Genomic DNA, 18,377 nt, shown 5'->3' on the forward strand with positions numbered 1-18,377 from the left:
AAGATTAAAATTTTAAACTTTGAATATCCATTATTTTACATCAGCATTTAGGCGCTATTTGGTATTCTTTTTAAATATCAGCTTTAAATCTACAACTAAATAAAACCCGACCATCACTAGGCACGATAATCAATAAAAAAGACATTTAAAAAATGATTGCAAATAGTATCTTTTGATTCAATTTCAATCAGTTTTAAAATGTCTTCTTTCGTAACTTCCAAATCTAAAGTTTAGGTTATGTAGCTGGTTTGTACGATACTCCTTCAATAACCATCTTAGAAATAATTTCTCTTAGAATTTCAGAAGTACCACCACCAATAGGACCTAATCTACTATCGCGAAGTAATCTTGCCAATGGATAATCTTCCATATAACCATATCCTCCTAAAAATTGAAGACATTCCGTCATCACCTCATCTGCTACTTTAGTCGAAATAAGTTTACTCATTGTAGCTTCTTTTACAACGTATTCACCGTCGTTTAGACGTTGTGTGGTTACGTAGTTAAATGTTTTTGCCACTTCCACTTCACTTGCTAGCTGTGCAACTCTATGACGTAGTGCTTGAAACTTCGAAATACTCTTACCAAAAGCAAATCTATCTTTCATATATTGAATGGTGTAATCTAATGCAAACTCACTACGTGCGTGTGCGTTAATCCCCATTATAAGTCTTTCTAATGCGAAATGTTGCATAATATATGGGAACCCCATGTTCTCCTCACCCATTAGGCTTGATGCTGGGATTTCAACATTATCGAATGCTATTTCTCCTGTATCACTTGCTCTCCATCCTAGTTTGTCGAGTTTTGTTGCAGAAATACCTTTTGTATCACGGTCCATAACAAAAATGCTAATTCCTTTATTACCCAATTCTGGAGCCGTTTTAGCGGCAACTACTAAGTAATCGCTGTAAATTCCATTTGTGATAAAGGTTTTAGAACCGTTGATTATATATTTATCTCCTTTCTTAACCGCAGTTGTACGCATTCCAGAAACATCACTTCCTCCAAATGGTTCAGTAATACACAGACAGCCAATTTTATCACCCGAAATACTCGGTGCTAAATATTTTTCTTTTTGTTCGTGATTAGCTTCTTTTTTAAGATGCGTCATTGCAAGATAAGCGTGTGCCCACATTGCTGCAGCAAAACCACCACTGTTTACTTTTTGTAATTCTTCTAAGAAAATCACCGTATAGAAAAGATCTAAATCTAATCCGCCGTATTCTTCAGGCTGATAAATTCCGAAGTAACCCATTTCACCAAATTTTTTCCATATAAAACGGTCGATGGTACCAGTTTTTTCCCACTTTTCAATGTGAGGCACTACTTCTTTTTGAAGAAAATCCTGAAAACTTTTTCTGAAAAAATCGTGTTCTTCTGTAAAATGTAAATTCATTTGTAAATCTTTTCTTGTAATTATTATGTTTGAAATTAATTGAGTGACACCCACTTTTCGATGATCTCCGAATACACTTTAACTGCGTGTAGAGTGATGTGGCAGCATTTTTAAGCCTTACTCAGCAGACAAATATAACTGAATTAGCTGTAACTTTCTTTGGCTCATACCTTCAATTTTATTTAGTTCGTCCACGTTGGTAATTTTTTCACGTAGTCTTCGATATTCCCATATCTTTTTAGCTAACTCGAAGGATACTCCTGGAATAGTCGCAATATCTGATGCCGAAGCATTGTTTACGTTAATCTTAATTATCTCTTTTGGTGTTTTTACGGTGAAGACGTTTAATGTTCGTTCTACAACTTCGGGGCTTAAACCATAAACTGCATAAAGCTGTTTTTCGTCGCTAAAACCACCTATTGATTCACGATAAGAAACAATTCGTTTACTTAGCGCTTCTCCAATTCCGCTCACCTGTTGTAATTGAGTTTCGGTTGCTTGGTTTAAATCTATTTTTTGACTAAATGGTCGCGCTACAAAACCTTTATTTTGATTAAATGAAGTAGCACTTACTTGTGAAGCAGAATTATTCACCCATGCTGGAAATTTAAAATAAGGACTTAAATCCGCTAATAAAGAATCAGACACTCCCGTTACTCTTTTAAAATCTGCAGCAGAATTTATCCACTTCCCTTCCTTTCTATATTGAAGCAACCTGTCTATTTCTTCGTTAGACAACCCCAAAACATAACCGGAATAATCTGTAATGAAATTAGGGTTAAACTCAGACCTCTTTGGTTTACGTTTCTCTATTTCAAGTAGACGAAGTGAATCTATTTCATTTTTTATGGAAGTGATTTCTTCAGAAGAAGTATCAAAACTTTCCGATTCCGAAAAATCGACAAACCAAAACAAGCATAGCAAAGTGACTATAAGTAACAACAAAAGCAAAATCCCACTTCGTTGCTGTTTTGAGAACGTGAAGTGGGATTTTAATTCCATAATAACTCTAGTTATAAATGCTTGGACATATCTTCTAGTCCGTCATCAATAGCCTGGTGTTTAATTTTTATGGCTTTCATATATCGATTAAGTTCCTTACGTACTACTGGCGTTAGTATCACCACACCGATAATATTAGGAACCACCATTGCGAAAATCATTGCATCGGAAAAGTTAATTACCGATCCAAGGCTAATAACCGAACCAATCCAAATAAAGATACAAAATAGCAGTTTATATACAAGTTCTGTTACTTTTCCTCTTCCAAAAAGGTAAACCCAACCTTGCATTCCGTAATAAGACCAAGAAATCATCGTAGAGAAAGCAAACATTATTACAGCAATTGTAAGAACGATTGAAAAGTGAGGAATTACACTATCAAAAGCAGTTGCTGTAAGCTCTACCCCTTCCTTAACTTCTACTCCGTATTGAATTATATTGTTGTCGAAATTTGTAATTACAATCACTAAAGCCGTCATAGTACAAATAACCACTGTGTCGATAAACGGTTCTAAAAGTGCTACAATACCTTCAGAGGCTGGATACTTAGTTCGTACTGCAGAGTGAGCAATAGCCGCTGATCCAACTCCCGCTTCATTTGAAAATGCACCACGACGAATACCTTGAATCATGACACCTACAAGTCCACCTGCAATACCAAGTCCAGAAAAAGCTCCTTCAAAAATAAGAGCAAATGCATCTCCAATATGATTGTAGTTTGCTATTAGAATAATAAGTGCGCCAAGTACATAAATACCGGCCATAAAAGGAACAATTTTTTCAGTAACCTTTGCAATCCTTTTAATACCCCCTATTATAACAAATGCAACAATTATAGCCATTACAATACCAAACCATATCGAAGCACTTGTACCTTGAAGGTCGAAGAGTTGAACAAATTGCGCTGCGGCTTGATTGGCTTGAAACATATTTCCTCCACCAAAAGAACCACCAATAACAAATATTGCGAATATTACCGCGAGTACTTTTCCTAGTCCGCCCATCCCTTTTTGAGCCAATCCTTTTTTAAGGTAGTACATCGGACCACCATACACAGTTCCGTCTGGACCTACATCTCGGAATTTAACCCCTAGAGTACATTCGGCAAATTTGGAAGCCATACCTAGTATACCAGCTAAGATCATCCAGAAAGTTGCACCTGGACCACCAATAGACAGTGCCACCGCAACTCCAGCAATATTACCAAGACCAACAGTAGCAGAAAGCGCAGCCGTTAATGCTTGAAAGTGTGAAACTTCACCATCAGCACTATCATCGCGTATTGTTTCTATAAGATTTTCTTGTTCGTTAGGAGTTACATCACCGTATAAGGTATCCACCCCGTGTTTTTCAATGTCTTCATACTTACCCATTACAACTTTCACAGCTGTATAAAACCCAGTAATATTTATAAGTTTAAAATAAATAGTAAAGTAAAGGGCCCCTCCAATAAGTACTATTAATACCCAAGGAATTTGAAAGGATTCAGAAAATGGAATTTCGTAAAAAATACCATCAACAAACCAACCTGTATATTTTTTAAAATTTAAATCTATCCTTTCAGAAGTGGAAAGTTCTTGTGCGAAAGTGAAAAATGGAATGATAAAAGTGATAAGTGAAAGAAGAAATTTCTTCATAGTGGATTTTTAAAATTTAACATTGTTATATTTAAAACGAAGCAAGATGCTTAAAAAAAATTAGAATTTCAAAAAATCACCCTATAAATTGTTAAGGCTTTCCTAAACCCCGTATTCTCTTTTAAGACTTTCAATTTGTTCAGGACGCCCAATCAAAATTAATTTTGATTCTTTTTGTATCAATAATGAAGGTTCAGGATTTACTATATATTCACCTGTAGGAGCTCTATATCCTATAATAGAGCACCCGGTTTTTTTTCGAACATCTAAGTCTTTTATAGCTTGTTCTTTTCCATCAGGACACATTTTTTCGAAAGGGATTTGCTCTACGTTAATACTATCTTGTTCCCCAGATACCGTAAGATTGTCTAAAAACTCAACTAAATCTGGCACCACAACCAACGAAGCCATATGGTCGCCTCCTATTTTATCTGGCATTATTACATTATCAGCGCCAGCAAGCTTTAGCTTTTTATAACTTGTCTCTTCACTAGCACGACTTATAATTTTCAAGTTCTTATTCATCTGCCTAGCAGAAAGAACCATAAATAAATTATCGGCATCATTAGGAGTAGCACAAATTAGTGTAGAAGCTTTTTCAATTCCAGCTTTCAGTAAAACATCATCTTCTATTGCATCCCCTAAAACGAAAAGTATTTTTTCATTAGAAAAACGATCGATTACTTCTTCATCTTTTTCTATTATCACAAATGGCTTATTATAAGCTAGAAGTTTTTGAGCAGCTTGTTTTCCATTTCTCCCATATCCACAAACTATTATATGGTTTTGCATAGCCTTTAATTTTTTGAGGACTTTTTTCTCTCTAAAATGCCCCATATTTTTACTGATAATATATTCTGTAATTACGGAGATAGCGTAACCTACGATAAAGATACTCGAAATGATAAAAAGAGATACAAAAACTTTCTCTTGAGGATTCAAAGGCATAACCTCTCCATAACCAACCGTTGTTATGGTAATAACGGTCATATACAAAGCATCTATCCAACTGTATTCAGATATAAAATGGAATCCAAAAACACCCGACATAAAAACAATAAGCAGCAAAAGCAGCGCGACGGTTATTTTTGAATTGAATTTTTTAATCATAAATCGAATACTGAAGTACGCTTAGTATTAACAAGATCCTTAAGTTTTAATAAAAATGCCATGGTAAGATATATAGCAAAGCCAACACCTAATGTGGCAAACGAAACATATATAAAGAATAGCCTAACGCTTTTGGCACGCATCCCTAAACGGTCTGCCAATCGTGAAGACACATAAAAACCTCTTTTTTCAAGGTAGTGACGTAATTTATAAACGGCTTGCAACATATTCGCAAATTACAATTTTGTAGTTAAATACAGTAATACGGAATCAAAATTAAAAGTTTATTATTTTCCTTCTTCTGAATTCATAATCGAGTTTCCAATTGCGCATTGTAAACATCTATTTTTATCGCAGTATTCATTTTTAAGCTGAAGTAATGCTTGGCTTTGATAAGCGTTTTTAGAAACAGACTTTAAAGAATTAAACTTTTTTACAATAGAATTTTCTTCTGAAGCAATTTCAGAAGTTAAATTTATTATCTCCTCTGAAGCATCCCTTCCTTCTTGCCTAGCATAACAGAACTTGATAGGAATAATAGTATTGATAATAAGAAGATCTATAAAACTTTTCGTTATTTGCTTTTTTCTATTAGCGGAAGGAACTCCAAAGTTATAATGGTTATTCCAATAGAAACTTGCCTGAATATCGAAGAGACTATATAACTCATCTAGCTTTTCTGAAGCAATTACTTTTGAAAAAAGATTTGTTTTATTAGCATACAGATTAGCCAATTGGGATAGCCTAATAGTTGGGAAATTAGGAGGTCTTAACCTGAAGTATTTTGGTGTTATTACACTACTATTCTCAAGCTTAAACTTGTGCTTCAAATATTCGTAGTTACCTTGTAGTGCTTTAAAGTAATGATCTTCCTTATCTCCCTCGAGCATTCCTGCCTGCCCTAACAGCAACGCTTCCAAACTCTCTAAATCCTGACTACATTTTTTTACCACTGAAAAGTTGATCGACTTTGCAATGCTAAAAAACGAATCACCATTAATTTTTAGGCCAAAGTTTTTACACAGCATTTTAAATAGTAAGCTTTCCCAATGATTTTGAGAATCTTCCAACTCACTTATAATTAAGGCTTCTTTCTTTTGAAGTCTTTCGAAATAAAGCCGCTCCAACCAATTTTCAATCACAAATTCATTTACATCAGCAAAGTTGTTTTCACAATTAATCCATTTTTTAGATTTTGAAAACAGCTTTTGATATTGTGTTATTGCACTTTTTGGAGTGTGGTTTTTAATTACAAAAGTCGGAATCACTGAACCGTCTTTTCTATGAACCTCAACATCGTGAATCCAAACAACGTGGAGAATTACATTGTCATAAGCGGGATCCAATTCGTGATTGTGCGCATACCAGTCTGAAGATTTAATATGAATTTCAACATTGCCAGCCCAAAGTTGATTGTCTATTTCAATTTGGGCATTAAAGAAATCTGGGCCTGAATTAAAGTTATGGCTCCCTTGATTTACAATGTGTAATTTCTCATTCGTCGAAGTGTAAAACTTAGTTGTGTCGAACTTCTGAAATTTCCACAAATAATGTAGAAAGTCCTCGTTCATTTCAAAAAAACATTAAGAATTTTAAATAAGCCTAAGTAAATATACTGAAATATTACTTGGCTTCCGCTTCAACCCTAGAGTCTTTAGGTTGTGGCTTTTTCTCTACTGGTTCAGGAATTGTATCGACAAATAAAATACGATTCCATTTGTAAAGCCTACGCATAAGTAGCATATACCGGATTATACCAACAGCTAAAAATATAACACAAACTCCAAGAGCTACGTATCCCAACCACTTTATACTTTCAAAATCTTTTAACTGTAATATCCCAATCCCTCCTATTAGCAGGTATAACGAGGAGCGTATGTATGAAAGCAACGTTCGCTCGTTGGCTAACTTTGTGCGCTCCAATGCTAAAATCTCATTGGTATTTGTTGGCACAGGCTTAGTACGTAGAAAGCGGAAAAGTTTTTTGGCTTCGTTTTTCATTATTACAGTTAAAGTTTAATTTTTTCTACTCCGAGAATTCCGTTTGCCTGAACTTTGTCAAGATATACTTAGTCGTAGGCTTTTTCCTAATCCATCATAGTTCACACCTAAAAGGAATCCCTTTTATGGTGATTACTTAAGTAGACTCTCTAGAGCAGTTCAGTTAAGATACAAAAATAAAACTTATAGCCTTATAACCGATTAATCAGTTATAATGAAGGATTAATCTTAGCTACTTATTCCTCGTCTTCTACAAAACCTTGCTCACGCATCCAGTCGTCGTTATACATTTTCCCAACGTAACGACTTCCGTGATCGTGGAAAAGAACTACAACCACATCATCTTTTGTAAAATGCTCTTTTAATTGAAGTAATCCTTTAATCGCTGCTCCTGCAGAATTCCCTAAAAAGAAACCTTCCATTTTAGCAAGTTTCTGAGTGTAAATTGCCGCATCTTTATCGGTAACTTTCGTAAAACCATCGATAATACTGAAGTCTACATTTTTCGGTAGAATGTCTTCACCAATTCCTTCGGTTATATACGGATAGATTTCGTTTTCGTCAAAAATCCCAGTTTCGTGATATTTTTTGAAAACACTTCCGTAGGTATCAATTCCCCAAACTTTCACATTTGGATTTTGTTCTTTTAGGTATTTACCGACACCGCTAATTGTTCCGCCAGTACCAACTCCAACTACAAAATGCGTTACTTTTCCATCTGTCTGTTTCCAGATTTCCGGCCCTGTGCTTTGGTAATGTGCTTTGGCGTTGCTTGGATTGTCGTATTGGTTTACATACCAACTATTAGGTGTTTCTTCTGCTAATCTTTTTGAAACAGAATAATAACTGCGTGGATCTTCAGGAGCTACATCTGTTGGACAAACTACTACTTCGCTACCTACCGCTCTAAGAATATCAACTTTTTCCTTACTCTGTTTATCGCTAATTACACAAACCATTTTGTAGCCTTTAACGATTGCTGCAAGTGCAAGACCCATTCCGGTGTTTCCAGAAGTCCCTTCTATAATTGTTCCCCCTGGTTTTAACCTACCATCAGCTTCAGCATCTTCAATCATGGTTAATGCCATTCTATCCTTTACCGAGTTTCCAGGGTTGAAAGTTTCGTATTTGGCAAGTACCAAAGCAGGAATGTCTCCAATTATTTTGTTGATTTTTACCATTGGTGTGTTCCCAATAGTACCTAGTATATTTTCTGCGTATTCCATAACAAATTTTAAGAGTGCAAAGGTAAGATTCTTAATTCAGAATTCAGAATTATGAAATATTAATTAAATAACCCAAAACTTTACTCAAACCGAATAGCCTTCACAGGAGATATTTTTGAAATAATAAATGAAGGAATTAAAAGCATTATTAAACACAGTAGAAAAGTACCTGCATTTAAAATAAGAATATAGTCTAAGCTTAAATAAACAGGAGCTTCGTTTACGTAATAAGTATCTGGGTTTAATTTGAAGATTTTACCGTACTTCTGAATTAGCAGTAAGCCAATTCCTATCACATTTCCCCAAAAAAGACCAACGCCAATTAAATACATCGCGTTGTATAGAAACACTTTCCTAACACTCCAATCGCTGCTTCCCAGAGCTTTTAGAATTCCTATCATTTGGGTGCGTTCTAATATCAAGACCAATAAAGCCGTTATCATATTAATACCCGCCACCAATATCATAATCCCTATAATCATAATAATATTAAAGTCAAAAAGATCAAGCCATTCAAAAATAGAGGCGTATTTCTGACGGATAGTCTGTGTGTCTAGCGTGCTACTGGTTTCATTATAAACCTCGTTTCCGATAGGAACTATATTATCAAAATCGTTTACAAACACTTCAAAAGCGCCAATTTGGTTATCTTCCCATTTATTCAAACGCTGTATGTGGCGAATGTCTGTTATAATAAACTGTTCATCAAATTGCTGAAAGCCGCTATTGTAAATCCCTACAATTTCAAAACCTCGACTACGGGGTGTTTTAGAAACATCATCATTTAGGAAAAATGTAGTGACTCTATCTCCAAGCTTAAAATGAAGTCTGTTTGCTAAATATTCTGAAATTAATATTTCCGAATTTAAATCACTTTTAAAATCTGGGAGTTTTCCATCTACCAAATAGTCTTCAAAATACCCCCAATCGTAATCGCTGCCTACTCCTTTTACAACTACACCTTCAAAATCTGTTTCTGTACGGATTACGCCACCTTTGGAAGCAGTAATTTGCACGTGTTTAATGCCTTTGATGTTTTTGAAAGTTGGATAAAAATCCTGATTTTTTGAGATAGGATTTTGAGAATCGTTGGAAAAGTTAGTGTCGAAATTGGAAATAACAATGTCGCCATTAAAAGCTGAAACCTTTTCGCGAATCTTTTTTTGAAGTCCAACACCTGTGGCGATGGAGATAAGCATCATAATAATACCCAACGCAATTGCTGTAATTGCAATTTTTATAATCGGTGCCGAAATACTACTTTTATAGTCCTTGGAAGCAACGATGCGCCGAGCGATGAAAAATTCGAAATTCACTACGATTATATGGGCTTAAATTTCTTCAAAAATACAGTTTTATTGCTTGTTTTAACCATTTTTTCTTGCGGAAGTTCTACTGAGAAGAAAGAGCAGCGAGAAGAGAGAAAAGAGAACCAAGTAGCAAACGCCAAGACTCAAGACGACACCTTGGCATCATTCGGTGACCAAGAAATTGTCGTTGGGGCGGAACAGTTTCAACTGTATTCTGACCTTTTAAAAGGTAAAAATGTGGGTGTGGTTGCAAATCAAACCTCTTTTTTAGAAAGTGAAAATCAGCATTTGGTAGATTTTTTAATTTCTAAAAATGTTTCGGTTAAAAAAGTTTTTGCTCCAGAGCACGGCTTCCGCGGAACTGCCGATGCTGGCGAACACGTAAAAGACGGCGTAGATTCAAAAACGGGTGTTCCATTAATTTCACTTTATGGCAGCAACAAAAAGCCTTCACAAGAACAACTAAAAGGAATTGACGTCGTGATTTTTGACATACAAGATGTTGGTGCGCGTTTTTACACCTACATTTCTACATTGCATTATGTAATGGAAGCTTGTGCTGAAGCAGGGATTCCTGTTGTCGTTTTCGACCGTCCAAACCCAAACGGACATTATATTGACGGCCCAATCTTAGAAGCGGAAAATCAAAGTTTTGTAGGGATGCACTCAATTCCTATTGTACATGGAATGACAATAGCCGAATACGCAAAAATGATAAATGGCGAGGGCTGGTTAAAAAACAGTATAAAATGTGAGTTGAGTGTGGTAACTATGAAAAATTACAATCATAAAATGGAGTATTCACTTCCTATAAAACCTTCACCAAACTTACCGAATGCTCAGTCCATAAACCTCTACCCTAGTCTTTGCTTTTTTGAAGGTACATTTATAAATGCTGGTCGCGGTACCGATATGCAATTTCAAGTATTTGGAGCGCCGAGCTTACCTGCTTCAAAATATAATTTCACATATACTCCACAATCAAATGAAGGGGCAAAAAACCCAAAATTTAAAGGAGAACTTTGTTACGGGAAAGACTTAAGAAATGAACCTAAACTTGATAAAATCAACTTAGAGTGGTTGATTGATGCCTACAATGCCAATGGCAGAAAGAAAGATTTTTTCAATTCATTTTTCGTAAAACTAGCAGGTACTAAAAAACTACAACAACAAATTGAACAAGGTCTTACTGCCGAAGAAATTCGAGCAACTTGGAAGGAAGGACTTAATGAATTTGGAAAAGTAAGAGAGAAGTATTTGTTGTATAAATAATTTCATTTCGACTCCGCTCAATGACCCTATTCAATCTCCGTTAAAAGGCCGGTTTTGGTGGCTGAGCGAAATCGAAGCCACTATTTACTTCGGCAAGCGTTTCTTCATTTCCTCTACAATATTAAAAGCTGCTGGACAGATAGCTACGTTTTTCATTGTTAAGTTAGAAATCTGCTGAAACTTTTTTCTATCGGTATGTGGGAATTCGCGACAGGCTTTTGGGCGTACGTCGTAGATGCTACAGTAATTATCCGCACCTAAAAAGGTACAGGGAACACTTTGCAGTACGTAATCTTTATCTTCATCAATCCGCAAGTAGGTTTCAATAAACTGTTGCGGTTTCATTCTAAAATGCTTAGAAATACGCTCGATATCTTTATCGGTGAAAAGCGGACCAGTAGTTTTACAGCAATTGGCACAAGTAAGACAATCTGTTCGTTCAAACTCTTCCTCGTGTAGCTCTTGCATCAAAGTATCGAGATGCTTGGGTGGCTTCTTTTTTAGTTTGGCAAAAAACTTCTTGTTTTCGGCTTCGGCTTCCTTTGCTTTTTGGGGAAGTTGATTTAGAATGTTCTTCATTTCAATATTTCTTTGCGCTCTTTGCGCCTCTGCGGTGCATTCTTACCGCAAAGTCTTTATTTATTCAGCTTCGTAAACCAATTCGCCATTAATAAAAGTCGCAACCACCTTAGTGTTTGGTAATTCTTTTTCATCAACAGTCATTATGTCTTTGTCTAGAATTGTAAAGTCTGCAAACTTGCCTACCTCTATACTTCCTTTTTCATCTTCTTCAAAATTTGCAAAAGCTGCCCAAATAGTCATTCCTTTTAACGCTTCCTCACGTGTTAACGCATCTTTCATTTGGAAGCCTTCTTCTGGAAAGTGTTCTAAATCTTTTCTCGCTACAGCCGAATAGAATGTATACATCGGATTTACGTGTTCAACAGGAAAATCGGTTCCTAATGCAATACTTCCAGCCTTGTCTAACAAACCCTTGTAAGCATAAGCCCCTTGCATTCGCTCTGCTCCTATTCTATCTTCTGCCCAATACATATCGCTTGTACAATGTGTTGGCTGTACAGAAGGAAGTACATTGTTATGGTCGTTGAAATATTCAAAGTCTTCCATCGAAATAATCTGAGCGTGTTCTACCCTCCAACGCTTATCATTTTCACCAGTTAATGCCTTTTTGTAGGCACGTAAAACAGCAATATTTGCCGAATCACCGATTGCGTGTGAATTCATTTGAAACTCTGAATTAGCCAACTTGGTTGCAATAGAGTTTAACTGTTCAGAAGAAGTCATCATTGCTCCGTAATGGCCCGGCATATCACTATAAGGCTCACGCATTGCAGCTCCTCTTGAACCTAATGCTCCATCGGAATAGATTTTAAACGAACGCACATTTAGCCTGTCGGTTTTATAGGTCCCCTTATCTAAATAATAATCTAAATTCTCTGGACTATTACTCACCATTGCATACATTCTAAGCTTAAATTTTCCTTGCTTTTGAAGTGTATCAATCAATTCAATAATATTTCTATCTAAGCCTGCGTCATCTACAGTAGTTAGCCCATATTTTAAAGCTTCTTTTTCTGCATCTAAAAGCGCTTCAATCGAAACTTCTTTTGTTATTTCTGGGTACGTTTTAAAAACCAATTCCATAGGGCTATCCACTAACACCCCTGTTGGCTGGCCATTTTCTAAAATAACTTCCCCACCTGGCATTTTAGTTTTTGCTGTAATTCCAGCCAATTTCAATGCTTTAGAGTTTACTAAAAGGGCGTGACCATCAATTCGTCGTAATGCCACGGGAGTATCTGGGAAAAGTGAATCTAATTTTTCCTTAGTTGGAAAGTTTTTGTCCTCCCAATCATTTTGATCCCATCCGCGTCCAATGATGTAATCTACATTCTGCTCCAATTGGAATGTTACAACTCGTTCTAAAACCTCATCATAACTCTTAGTTCCAATTAAGTCTACTCTTTGTAAGCCTAAACCTAGACCATATAAATGTGCGTGTGCATCGATTAACCCAGGAACAACAGTATTGTTTTTTGCATCGTAGGTTTCCTTTATTTTATATTTTAGTTCTAGTTCAGGCTTTAGGCCTATCTCTAAGATTTTCCCATCCTTTACAACTAGCGCGTTCGCCACACTAAAATCTTTATCTACTGTGTAAATTGTCGCATTTTTAATGAGTAAATCGGCAGGGATTTTCTCAGGCGCACAGGAAAAAATTGAGACGGTAAGTAAAAGGAATAATAGTTTTTTCATCGGAATGAAGTGTTTTAGTAAAGCTGTAAAAATAGAAAACATCCGCCAAAGACGGATGTTTTCAAAGTGTTATTTTAAAAGTGATTACCAATCAAATTTATACGTAACTCCAGCTAGGCCTTGAATTCCTTGAACTGGATAATTCATCCACTTTTTATAGTTTTCGCCAAATAAATTGCTTCCTTTTACAAAGGCTGAAAGCCTATCTGTAAATCTGTAGCCAAAACTAAGGTTAGCATCAACAAATCCGTCTAAGGTAATTTCCTCCCCTATGAATCCGGCGTTTGATACATCCTTGCGCTCTCCAACATAAAATAAGGATGCACTACCATACAGTTTTTCAGTAATATTAAAATTAGAGAATACAGAAGCTTTTAAGCTTGGTAAATTCCATGCTTCACTTTGCACATCGGTACTATAACTGTAGTAGTTAGCATTAACCCCAACGGAAAATTGTCCTGAAACATCAACCTTAACTTCTCCGAAAAACGCTAATGTATTTATATCGTCGTAAACTACATTAAATGAATTTCCATAATGATATCCTTCATTTTGTGAAGTAGTAAAGTTTATATCGTTTGATTGAAATAAAGCACTGTTTTCATCTTTACCATAAGATACTCTCGCGTTGTAAGCGAAAGCATTAGAAAGCTTTCCTTTAATCCCTCCAAATGCTTCATATAATTTTTTAGTAGGTGCAATATTTAAGGTTGGGGAAACAAATGGATTTTCCTCTTTAAAATCATAATAGGTGTTCTGCTTAATTCCACCCTCTGCACCACCATACGCAATTACAGTTTCGTCAAGCAATCTATACGAAACATTCACTTTTGGATAAAGTGAAAAGTTGGTGTCGCTATTTTCAGTGTCTAAACTCACATATCCTGCAACCCCCAAAGAAACACTAAGATCGTTATTTACAAAGTTGATAGATGGCGCTAGTCCTACATTTAAATAACTGTACTTTATATCGGTTGAGCCTGAATAATCTTTATCAAAACTCCCCATCAAATAATCTAAATCCCCATCAAGTTTGAAGGTTACATTTTCTAAAGGAAAAGAGAATTCTGGTTTCAACTTAGCATTTAGCTCAGAAGAAGAAAACGAATCTCCGGTATAACGTATAGAAGCCGCTGCTTTATCAAAAAATGAATCGTCTAAAGCAATGCTACCTCCCACATATCCGCTTAAATAGTTTTGTTTCGTATCAATTCTAGCAAGGTCTTCATCTGAATAATAACCTTTTGGAACTCCATACCAGTTGAATAATTGATGTTCTACTCCTGCATCTAATCTATAGGTAACATCCCTTTGCCTACTTGTGTAGTTTGCGTCAAGGCTAGTATCGTAATAGTGGTTGTCTAGTTTCACCCCTTTTATATCGCCTTGTGAAGAATTGTGTCTGAAAAAGAAACCAGCATTATCTGTACGGCTTATTTCGAAATTACTGTATAACTCTCCTAAAATTGAAGTGTAATTCCCAAAACCTAAGGTGGCATAATTATCATACAACTTAACAGGTTTCGCTTTTTCTACATTTGTAGCTTTTCCTTTTGCAGGAGTGAATGTTGATGCTACAGGAACAGAAAATATACTATACTTCACATCTTTTTTAGCGGTAGAAACCGAATCGTTTAAGGACGGGGTTTCCTTTACTTTAAAAGCATCTGAAATAGTTGGAGTATATGGTTTTACAATATTTACCACTTCAGGATCTAATTCCTTTTCCTGTGCATTTGCAGAAAAATGAAAAAGAAATAATGCTGGGATTGAAAATAAAACTATTTGTTTTATGGACATATTTTCAAAAATTTATATTTATTGTTTTAATGATTTCTTTGCGTCCTTGGAGTCTCAGCGGTAAAAATTACACCGCAAAGTCGCAGAGAGCGCAGAGGTTTTTAGTTTCCGGTTTCTACAGATGAATTTGTTTTTGCTTCAGCGTTTTTAATCAGTGCTAATTCTGCTTTAGCTTCTTCAACTACTTCTGGATATTCAGTGAAGTTTTTAGTAACACTTTCCAAAATATAAGTTGCTTGATACGCGTCGTTTAGCGCATAAAAGTTTTTAGCCATTAGCACCAAACCTTTTGCTCCATAAAGCTTATATCCCGAATAATCTTTAGCTAATTTCTGAACCGATGCATTTGAAGCCTCATAATTTCTTTCTTTGTTTTTGAAATAGGCATCGAAGTACAAGGCTTCAGCAGCAAGCTGGCCTGTTGCAATTTTTTGAACTTCGGCGTAGGCTGTTTTAGCTTTAGCTTCGTTGTTTGTTTTCATCGCAGAACGTGCAATAATTACTTGCGCATCACTCTTAATGGAGTTATCAATTTTTGAATTCTGTAAAACCTTTTCAGCATAGTTTACTGCTTCAGCATACTTCTTCAACTCGTAAGAAGCCTTCATACTGTTAGTCTGCGCAAAGATGATATTCTGTGGAAAATCTGCTTCAACCTCTAATCTTGTTAAGTATTTTAAAGCATTCTTATAATCTTGCTTCCCTAAATACAATTCTGAAACTCTCGATAAGGCCTGTTCTGTAAATTCGCTTCTCTCGCGATTTACAACATATTCAAAATGTGGAATAGCTTTATCTGAAGCTTTGTTTGCAAAATAAATCTGACCTAAATAGAAGTGTGCTTTTAAAGCGTGTTGACCATTTGGAAACTCCTTTAAATATTCTTGAAAACGACCTTGTGCTTGTGACTGTTTGTTTTCTAGATAAGGTTGTTCCGCTGCTAGATAAGTTGCATCATCAAGCTCTGTATCGCCAACTTGCACATAATCTAATCCTTTTACCCAACGTGCATATTCATCTACATTACCTTGGTCTATATAAATGATTTTTGCAGACGATACTGCTTGTAAAGCTTCTTGTGTAGATGGAAAATCTTTCGCTACTCGTTTAAAAATAGCTAAAGCTTCATTACTCCTTCCGGTGTTGTCGTAAATAAGCGCTTTTTTAAGCAATGCCTTCGGAACGAAGATACTGTTTGGCGTATCGCGAATCATTTGATCGTAAGCCGAAATAGCTTCTGTGTTTTTATTTTGAGCTACATACGTATTTCCTAATTCGTATAAAGCATCATCACGGTAAACCGACTTTGGATATTTCTTAGAAAACGCAATTAACTCCTCTATTTTCTTTTCGCTTCTATCTACGAAACCATAGCTTATAGCTTTTTGGAATTCTGCATAGTCGTTATTACCGCCTAATTCAACTGCAGCATTGTAATTTTCCATTGCCGGCCAGTATTGACTCGTTACAAAATAACTATCTCCCAAACGTAAATAAGCATCTTTCTTTCTTACGTTTTCCGCCGAAGATGAACTTACATAGCTTTTAAAGTTTGAGATAGCATCAGCATAATTTTTTAGTTTGAATTGATTGTAAGCTAAATTGTACTTCAAATTTTTATATTCTGAAGTATTCTGGGAGCCTGCTAACTTAGCAAACTTGTTATAACCATTTAAAGACTTTTCATAGTTTGCCAATTGGAAATCACTTTCTGCCTTCCAATATGTTGCGCGAGCAGTGAAGTCTTGGTCTTGTGGTTCCTTCAAGCTCTTATCGAAATAGACTATAGCTTCGTTGTAATTCGATTCGTTATAAAGCTCTATTCCTCTGAAAAAAGCAACTTTTTGGTAAGCTGCCTTATCTGCGAAATTCTTGTTGTTTTCCAGTAACTCAAGCGCTTCTTTATAGTTTTTTGAAGTGATGTAGCTGTCTATCAGTAACTTTTTAAGCTCATCGTTATTAGCGTTGTTTGGATATTTTTCTATAAAAGAAAGAATAACTTGTGGCGTACTTTTGTAGCTATTCCCAATCTCGTAACTCAATTTTGCATAGTTTAAATACGCATCTTCTTGAATTTCGGCACTGAAATCCATTTCTGAAGCATTTTTAAAAGCGTTTAATGCTTCTTGTTTTTTGTTCAGTTTTAAATAACTTTCAGCTAAATGGTAATAAGCGTTTTGCGCAACTGCATTCTTTCCGTCAATAATTTTATTGAATTCACCAATAGCTTTTTCAAAATCTCCTTCTTTGTAATACGCATAACCTAGCAGGTAATAATCTGTATTATTCCATTTACCACGCGTTCCTTTGTATTCCTTTAAATAAGGAATAGCTTCAGAGTATTGCCCTAGGTTAAAATAGCTTTCACCTATAATTTTTGAAAGTTGGCTTTTTTCGGCAGGAGAAGAATTATTAAACTGCTCCTTTCCCATATCTATTGCTTTTTGAAAGTTGCCAAGTTTAAAGTTCATATCGGCTTGGTAGTAGCTTAAGTCTTCCGAATAGCGCTCCTCCCCTTTTACATCTTCAAAATTTTTATTTGCTTCCTCGTAATCATCACCTTCATAAGCGATAAACCCTAAATAGTATTTTGCTTGCGAACCGTATTCTTGTGATGTAATCACTCTATTGAAGTAGTTTTTTGCCTCGTCGTAACGTTTAGCTTTAAAATAAACGTATCCATTATTAAAGTTAAAACGCTCTTTCTCACTTCGGCTTAGGCTAGATTCATCAACCTTGTTGTACCATTTTTGAGCGTGAGAATATTTTCCGTTATCGAAATAGTAATTTGCAACATCTATATATGCAGAGTTTCGTTTTAAACTAGTAGGATGATTTTCAACAAACGACTCCATTAATTGATCGGCATTTTGTTGATTTAAGCGAACAGCTGCATTAGCAATGTAGTAAGCACAGTCGCTTTGCACTGTTTCATCATCTGAACTATTTTTTATTTTATCGAAAAGACTTTGGGCTGCTAAGTACTGCCCATTATTATACATCTCCAAAGCCTGGTTGAATTCTGCCAGGTGATTTGTAAACACGGCTGTTTGCTGTGAAAAAGATGAAAATGAAAGGAATAGAAAAAGCGAAAAGACTAGAAAATTCTTAATCATTATTTACAGTTTTTGAATGCGTAAAGATATTTAACTTTAAGTGTAGCTTTCTTCTATACTGTAACTTTTAAGGTTTAATTAACGAATAATTTTAAGAGTGATTTTCCTTAGAAGATAACGCTGTAAATGGGAAATAAGTATGTAAAGCTAAAAGAGAATTTACCATTGATTAAAACACTTGAAAAAAATACTGTAATTTTAAAATTTTTAAATCATTAATCCTGTTG

At 35.5% G+C, this 18,377-nt stretch carries 14 protein-coding genes; 1 reads left to right on the top strand and 13 read right to left on the bottom strand.

The genetic code is table 11. From position 1 onward, the window contains the following. Positions 1-235 precede the first annotated feature (235 nt). From G3A46_RS12985 to G3A46_RS13025, 9 genes are all read right to left on the bottom strand, one after another. Positions 236-1,399, bottom strand: a complete 1,164-nt coding sequence (locus G3A46_RS12985) for an acyl-CoA dehydrogenase family protein (protein WP_165150416.1) — start codon at positions 1,397-1,399, stop codon at positions 236-238. 117 nt (positions 1,400-1,516) lie between these two features. Then, positions 1,517-2,401, bottom strand: coding sequence for a helix-hairpin-helix domain-containing protein (locus tag G3A46_RS12990; protein ID WP_165150418.1), 885 nt, complete (start codon positions 2,399-2,401; stop codon positions 1,517-1,519). Between the two features lie 11 nt (positions 2,402-2,412). Further along, positions 2,413-4,038: an alanine/glycine:cation symporter family protein gene (locus G3A46_RS12995; protein WP_165150420.1), complete on the bottom strand. Its 1,626-nt coding sequence runs from the start codon at positions 4,036-4,038 to the stop codon at positions 2,413-2,415. Positions 4,039-4,140: 102 nt separating this feature from the next. Next, a complete protein-coding gene (locus G3A46_RS13000) occupies positions 4,141-5,148 on the bottom strand; it encodes a potassium channel protein (protein WP_165150422.1) in 1,008 nt (335 codons plus the stop codon). Beyond that, on the bottom strand, positions 5,145-5,375 hold the full coding sequence (locus G3A46_RS13005; RefSeq protein ID WP_139856226.1) for a PspC domain-containing protein: 231 nt from the start codon (positions 5,373-5,375) through the stop codon (positions 5,145-5,147). The genes G3A46_RS13000 and G3A46_RS13005 overlap by 4 nt, the downstream gene beginning before the upstream one ends. A gap of 60 nt (positions 5,376-5,435) precedes the next feature. Beyond that, positions 5,436-6,719: a DUF2851 family protein gene (locus G3A46_RS13010; RefSeq protein ID WP_165150424.1), complete on the bottom strand. Its 1,284-nt coding sequence runs from the start codon at positions 6,717-6,719 to the stop codon at positions 5,436-5,438. 52 nt (positions 6,720-6,771) lie between these two features. Then, the gene (locus G3A46_RS13015; RefSeq protein ID WP_165150426.1) at positions 6,772-7,149 is read right to left on the bottom strand and encodes a DUF202 domain-containing protein; all 378 of its coding nucleotides are present in this window, start codon (positions 7,147-7,149) and stop codon (positions 6,772-6,774) included. A 236-nt stretch (positions 7,150-7,385) separates the two neighbouring features. Then, the gene (locus G3A46_RS13020; protein ID WP_165150428.1) at positions 7,386-8,375 is read right to left on the bottom strand and encodes a pyridoxal-phosphate dependent enzyme; all 990 of its coding nucleotides are present in this window, start codon (positions 8,373-8,375) and stop codon (positions 7,386-7,388) included. Between the two features lie 80 nt (positions 8,376-8,455). Next, complete coding sequence (locus G3A46_RS13025; protein ID WP_165150430.1) at positions 8,456-9,691, bottom strand: FtsX-like permease family protein; 1,236 nt, start codon at positions 9,689-9,691, stop codon at positions 8,456-8,458. A 9-nt stretch (positions 9,692-9,700) separates the two neighbouring features. Between G3A46_RS13025 and G3A46_RS13030 the strand changes: the two genes are divergently transcribed. Next, a complete protein-coding gene (locus tag G3A46_RS13030; RefSeq protein WP_165150432.1) occupies positions 9,701-10,957 on the top strand; it encodes a DUF1343 domain-containing protein in 1,257 nt (418 codons plus the stop codon). 84 nt (positions 10,958-11,041) lie between these two features. On the opposite strand, the gene G3A46_RS13035 is transcribed toward G3A46_RS13030, so the two are convergent. The 4 genes from G3A46_RS13035 to G3A46_RS13050 all read right to left on the bottom strand — a co-directional run bounded on the left by G3A46_RS13035 (position 11,042) and on the right by G3A46_RS13050 (position 18,150). Continuing rightward, positions 11,042-11,536 carry a YkgJ family cysteine cluster protein gene (locus G3A46_RS13035; protein WP_165150434.1) on the bottom strand — a complete coding sequence of 165 codons (495 nt, stop codon included), beginning with the start codon at positions 11,534-11,536 and terminating at the stop codon, positions 11,042-11,044. Positions 11,537-11,596: 60 nt separating this feature from the next. Continuing rightward, a complete protein-coding gene (locus G3A46_RS13040) occupies positions 11,597-13,234 on the bottom strand; it encodes an amidohydrolase (RefSeq protein ID WP_165150436.1) in 1,638 nt (545 codons plus the stop codon). Between the two features lie 84 nt (positions 13,235-13,318). After that, the gene (locus G3A46_RS13045; RefSeq protein ID WP_165150437.1) at positions 13,319-15,034 is read right to left on the bottom strand and encodes a TonB-dependent receptor; all 1,716 of its coding nucleotides are present in this window, start codon (positions 15,032-15,034) and stop codon (positions 13,319-13,321) included. A 101-nt stretch (positions 15,035-15,135) separates the two neighbouring features. Next, positions 15,136-18,150, bottom strand: coding sequence for a tetratricopeptide repeat protein (locus tag G3A46_RS13050; protein WP_165150438.1), 3,015 nt, complete (start codon positions 18,148-18,150; stop codon positions 15,136-15,138). Between the last annotated feature and the right edge of the window lie 227 nt (positions 18,151-18,377).

The sequence above is a fragment of the Aequorivita sp. KMM 9714 genome (genome assembly GCF_011065475.1).
Classification (GTDB): domain Bacteria; phylum Bacteroidota; class Bacteroidia; order Flavobacteriales; family Flavobacteriaceae; genus Aequorivita; species Aequorivita sinensis.

Bases quoted from the DNA above. Each gene is read 5' to 3' on its own strand.
- G3A46_RS12985 (WP_165150416.1), bottom strand. From the start codon at position 1,399: ATGAATTTACATTTTACAGAAGAACACGATTTTTTCAGAAAAAGTTTT.
- G3A46_RS12990 (WP_165150418.1), bottom strand. From the start codon at position 2,401: ATGGAATTAAAATCCCACTTCACGTTCTCAAAACAGCAACGAAGTGGG.
- G3A46_RS12995 (WP_165150420.1), bottom strand. From the start codon at position 4,038: ATGAAGAAATTTCTTCTTTCACTTATCACTTTTATCATTCCATTTTTC.
- G3A46_RS13000 (WP_165150422.1), bottom strand. From the start codon at position 5,148: ATGATTAAAAAATTCAATTCAAAAATAACCGTCGCGCTGCTTTTGCTG.
- G3A46_RS13005 (WP_139856226.1), bottom strand. From the start codon at position 5,375: ATGTTGCAAGCCGTTTATAAATTACGTCACTACCTTGAAAAAAGAGGT.
- G3A46_RS13010 (WP_165150424.1), bottom strand. From the start codon at position 6,719: ATGAACGAGGACTTTCTACATTATTTGTGGAAATTTCAGAAGTTCGAC.
- G3A46_RS13015 (WP_165150426.1), bottom strand. From the start codon at position 7,149: ATGAAAAACGAAGCCAAAAAACTTTTCCGCTTTCTACGTACTAAGCCT.
- G3A46_RS13020 (WP_165150428.1), bottom strand. From the start codon at position 8,375: ATGGAATACGCAGAAAATATACTAGGTACTATTGGGAACACACCAATG.
- G3A46_RS13030 (WP_165150432.1), top strand. From the start codon at position 9,701: ATGGGCTTAAATTTCTTCAAAAATACAGTTTTATTGCTTGTTTTAACC.
- G3A46_RS13035 (WP_165150434.1), bottom strand. From the start codon at position 11,536: ATGAAGAACATTCTAAATCAACTTCCCCAAAAAGCAAAGGAAGCCGAA.
- G3A46_RS13040 (WP_165150436.1), bottom strand. From the start codon at position 13,234: ATGAAAAAACTATTATTCCTTTTACTTACCGTCTCAATTTTTTCCTGT.
- G3A46_RS13045 (WP_165150437.1), bottom strand. From the start codon at position 15,034: ATGTCCATAAAACAAATAGTTTTATTTTCAATCCCAGCATTATTTCTT.
- G3A46_RS13050 (WP_165150438.1), bottom strand. From the start codon at position 18,150: ATGATTAAGAATTTTCTAGTCTTTTCGCTTTTTCTATTCCTTTCATTT.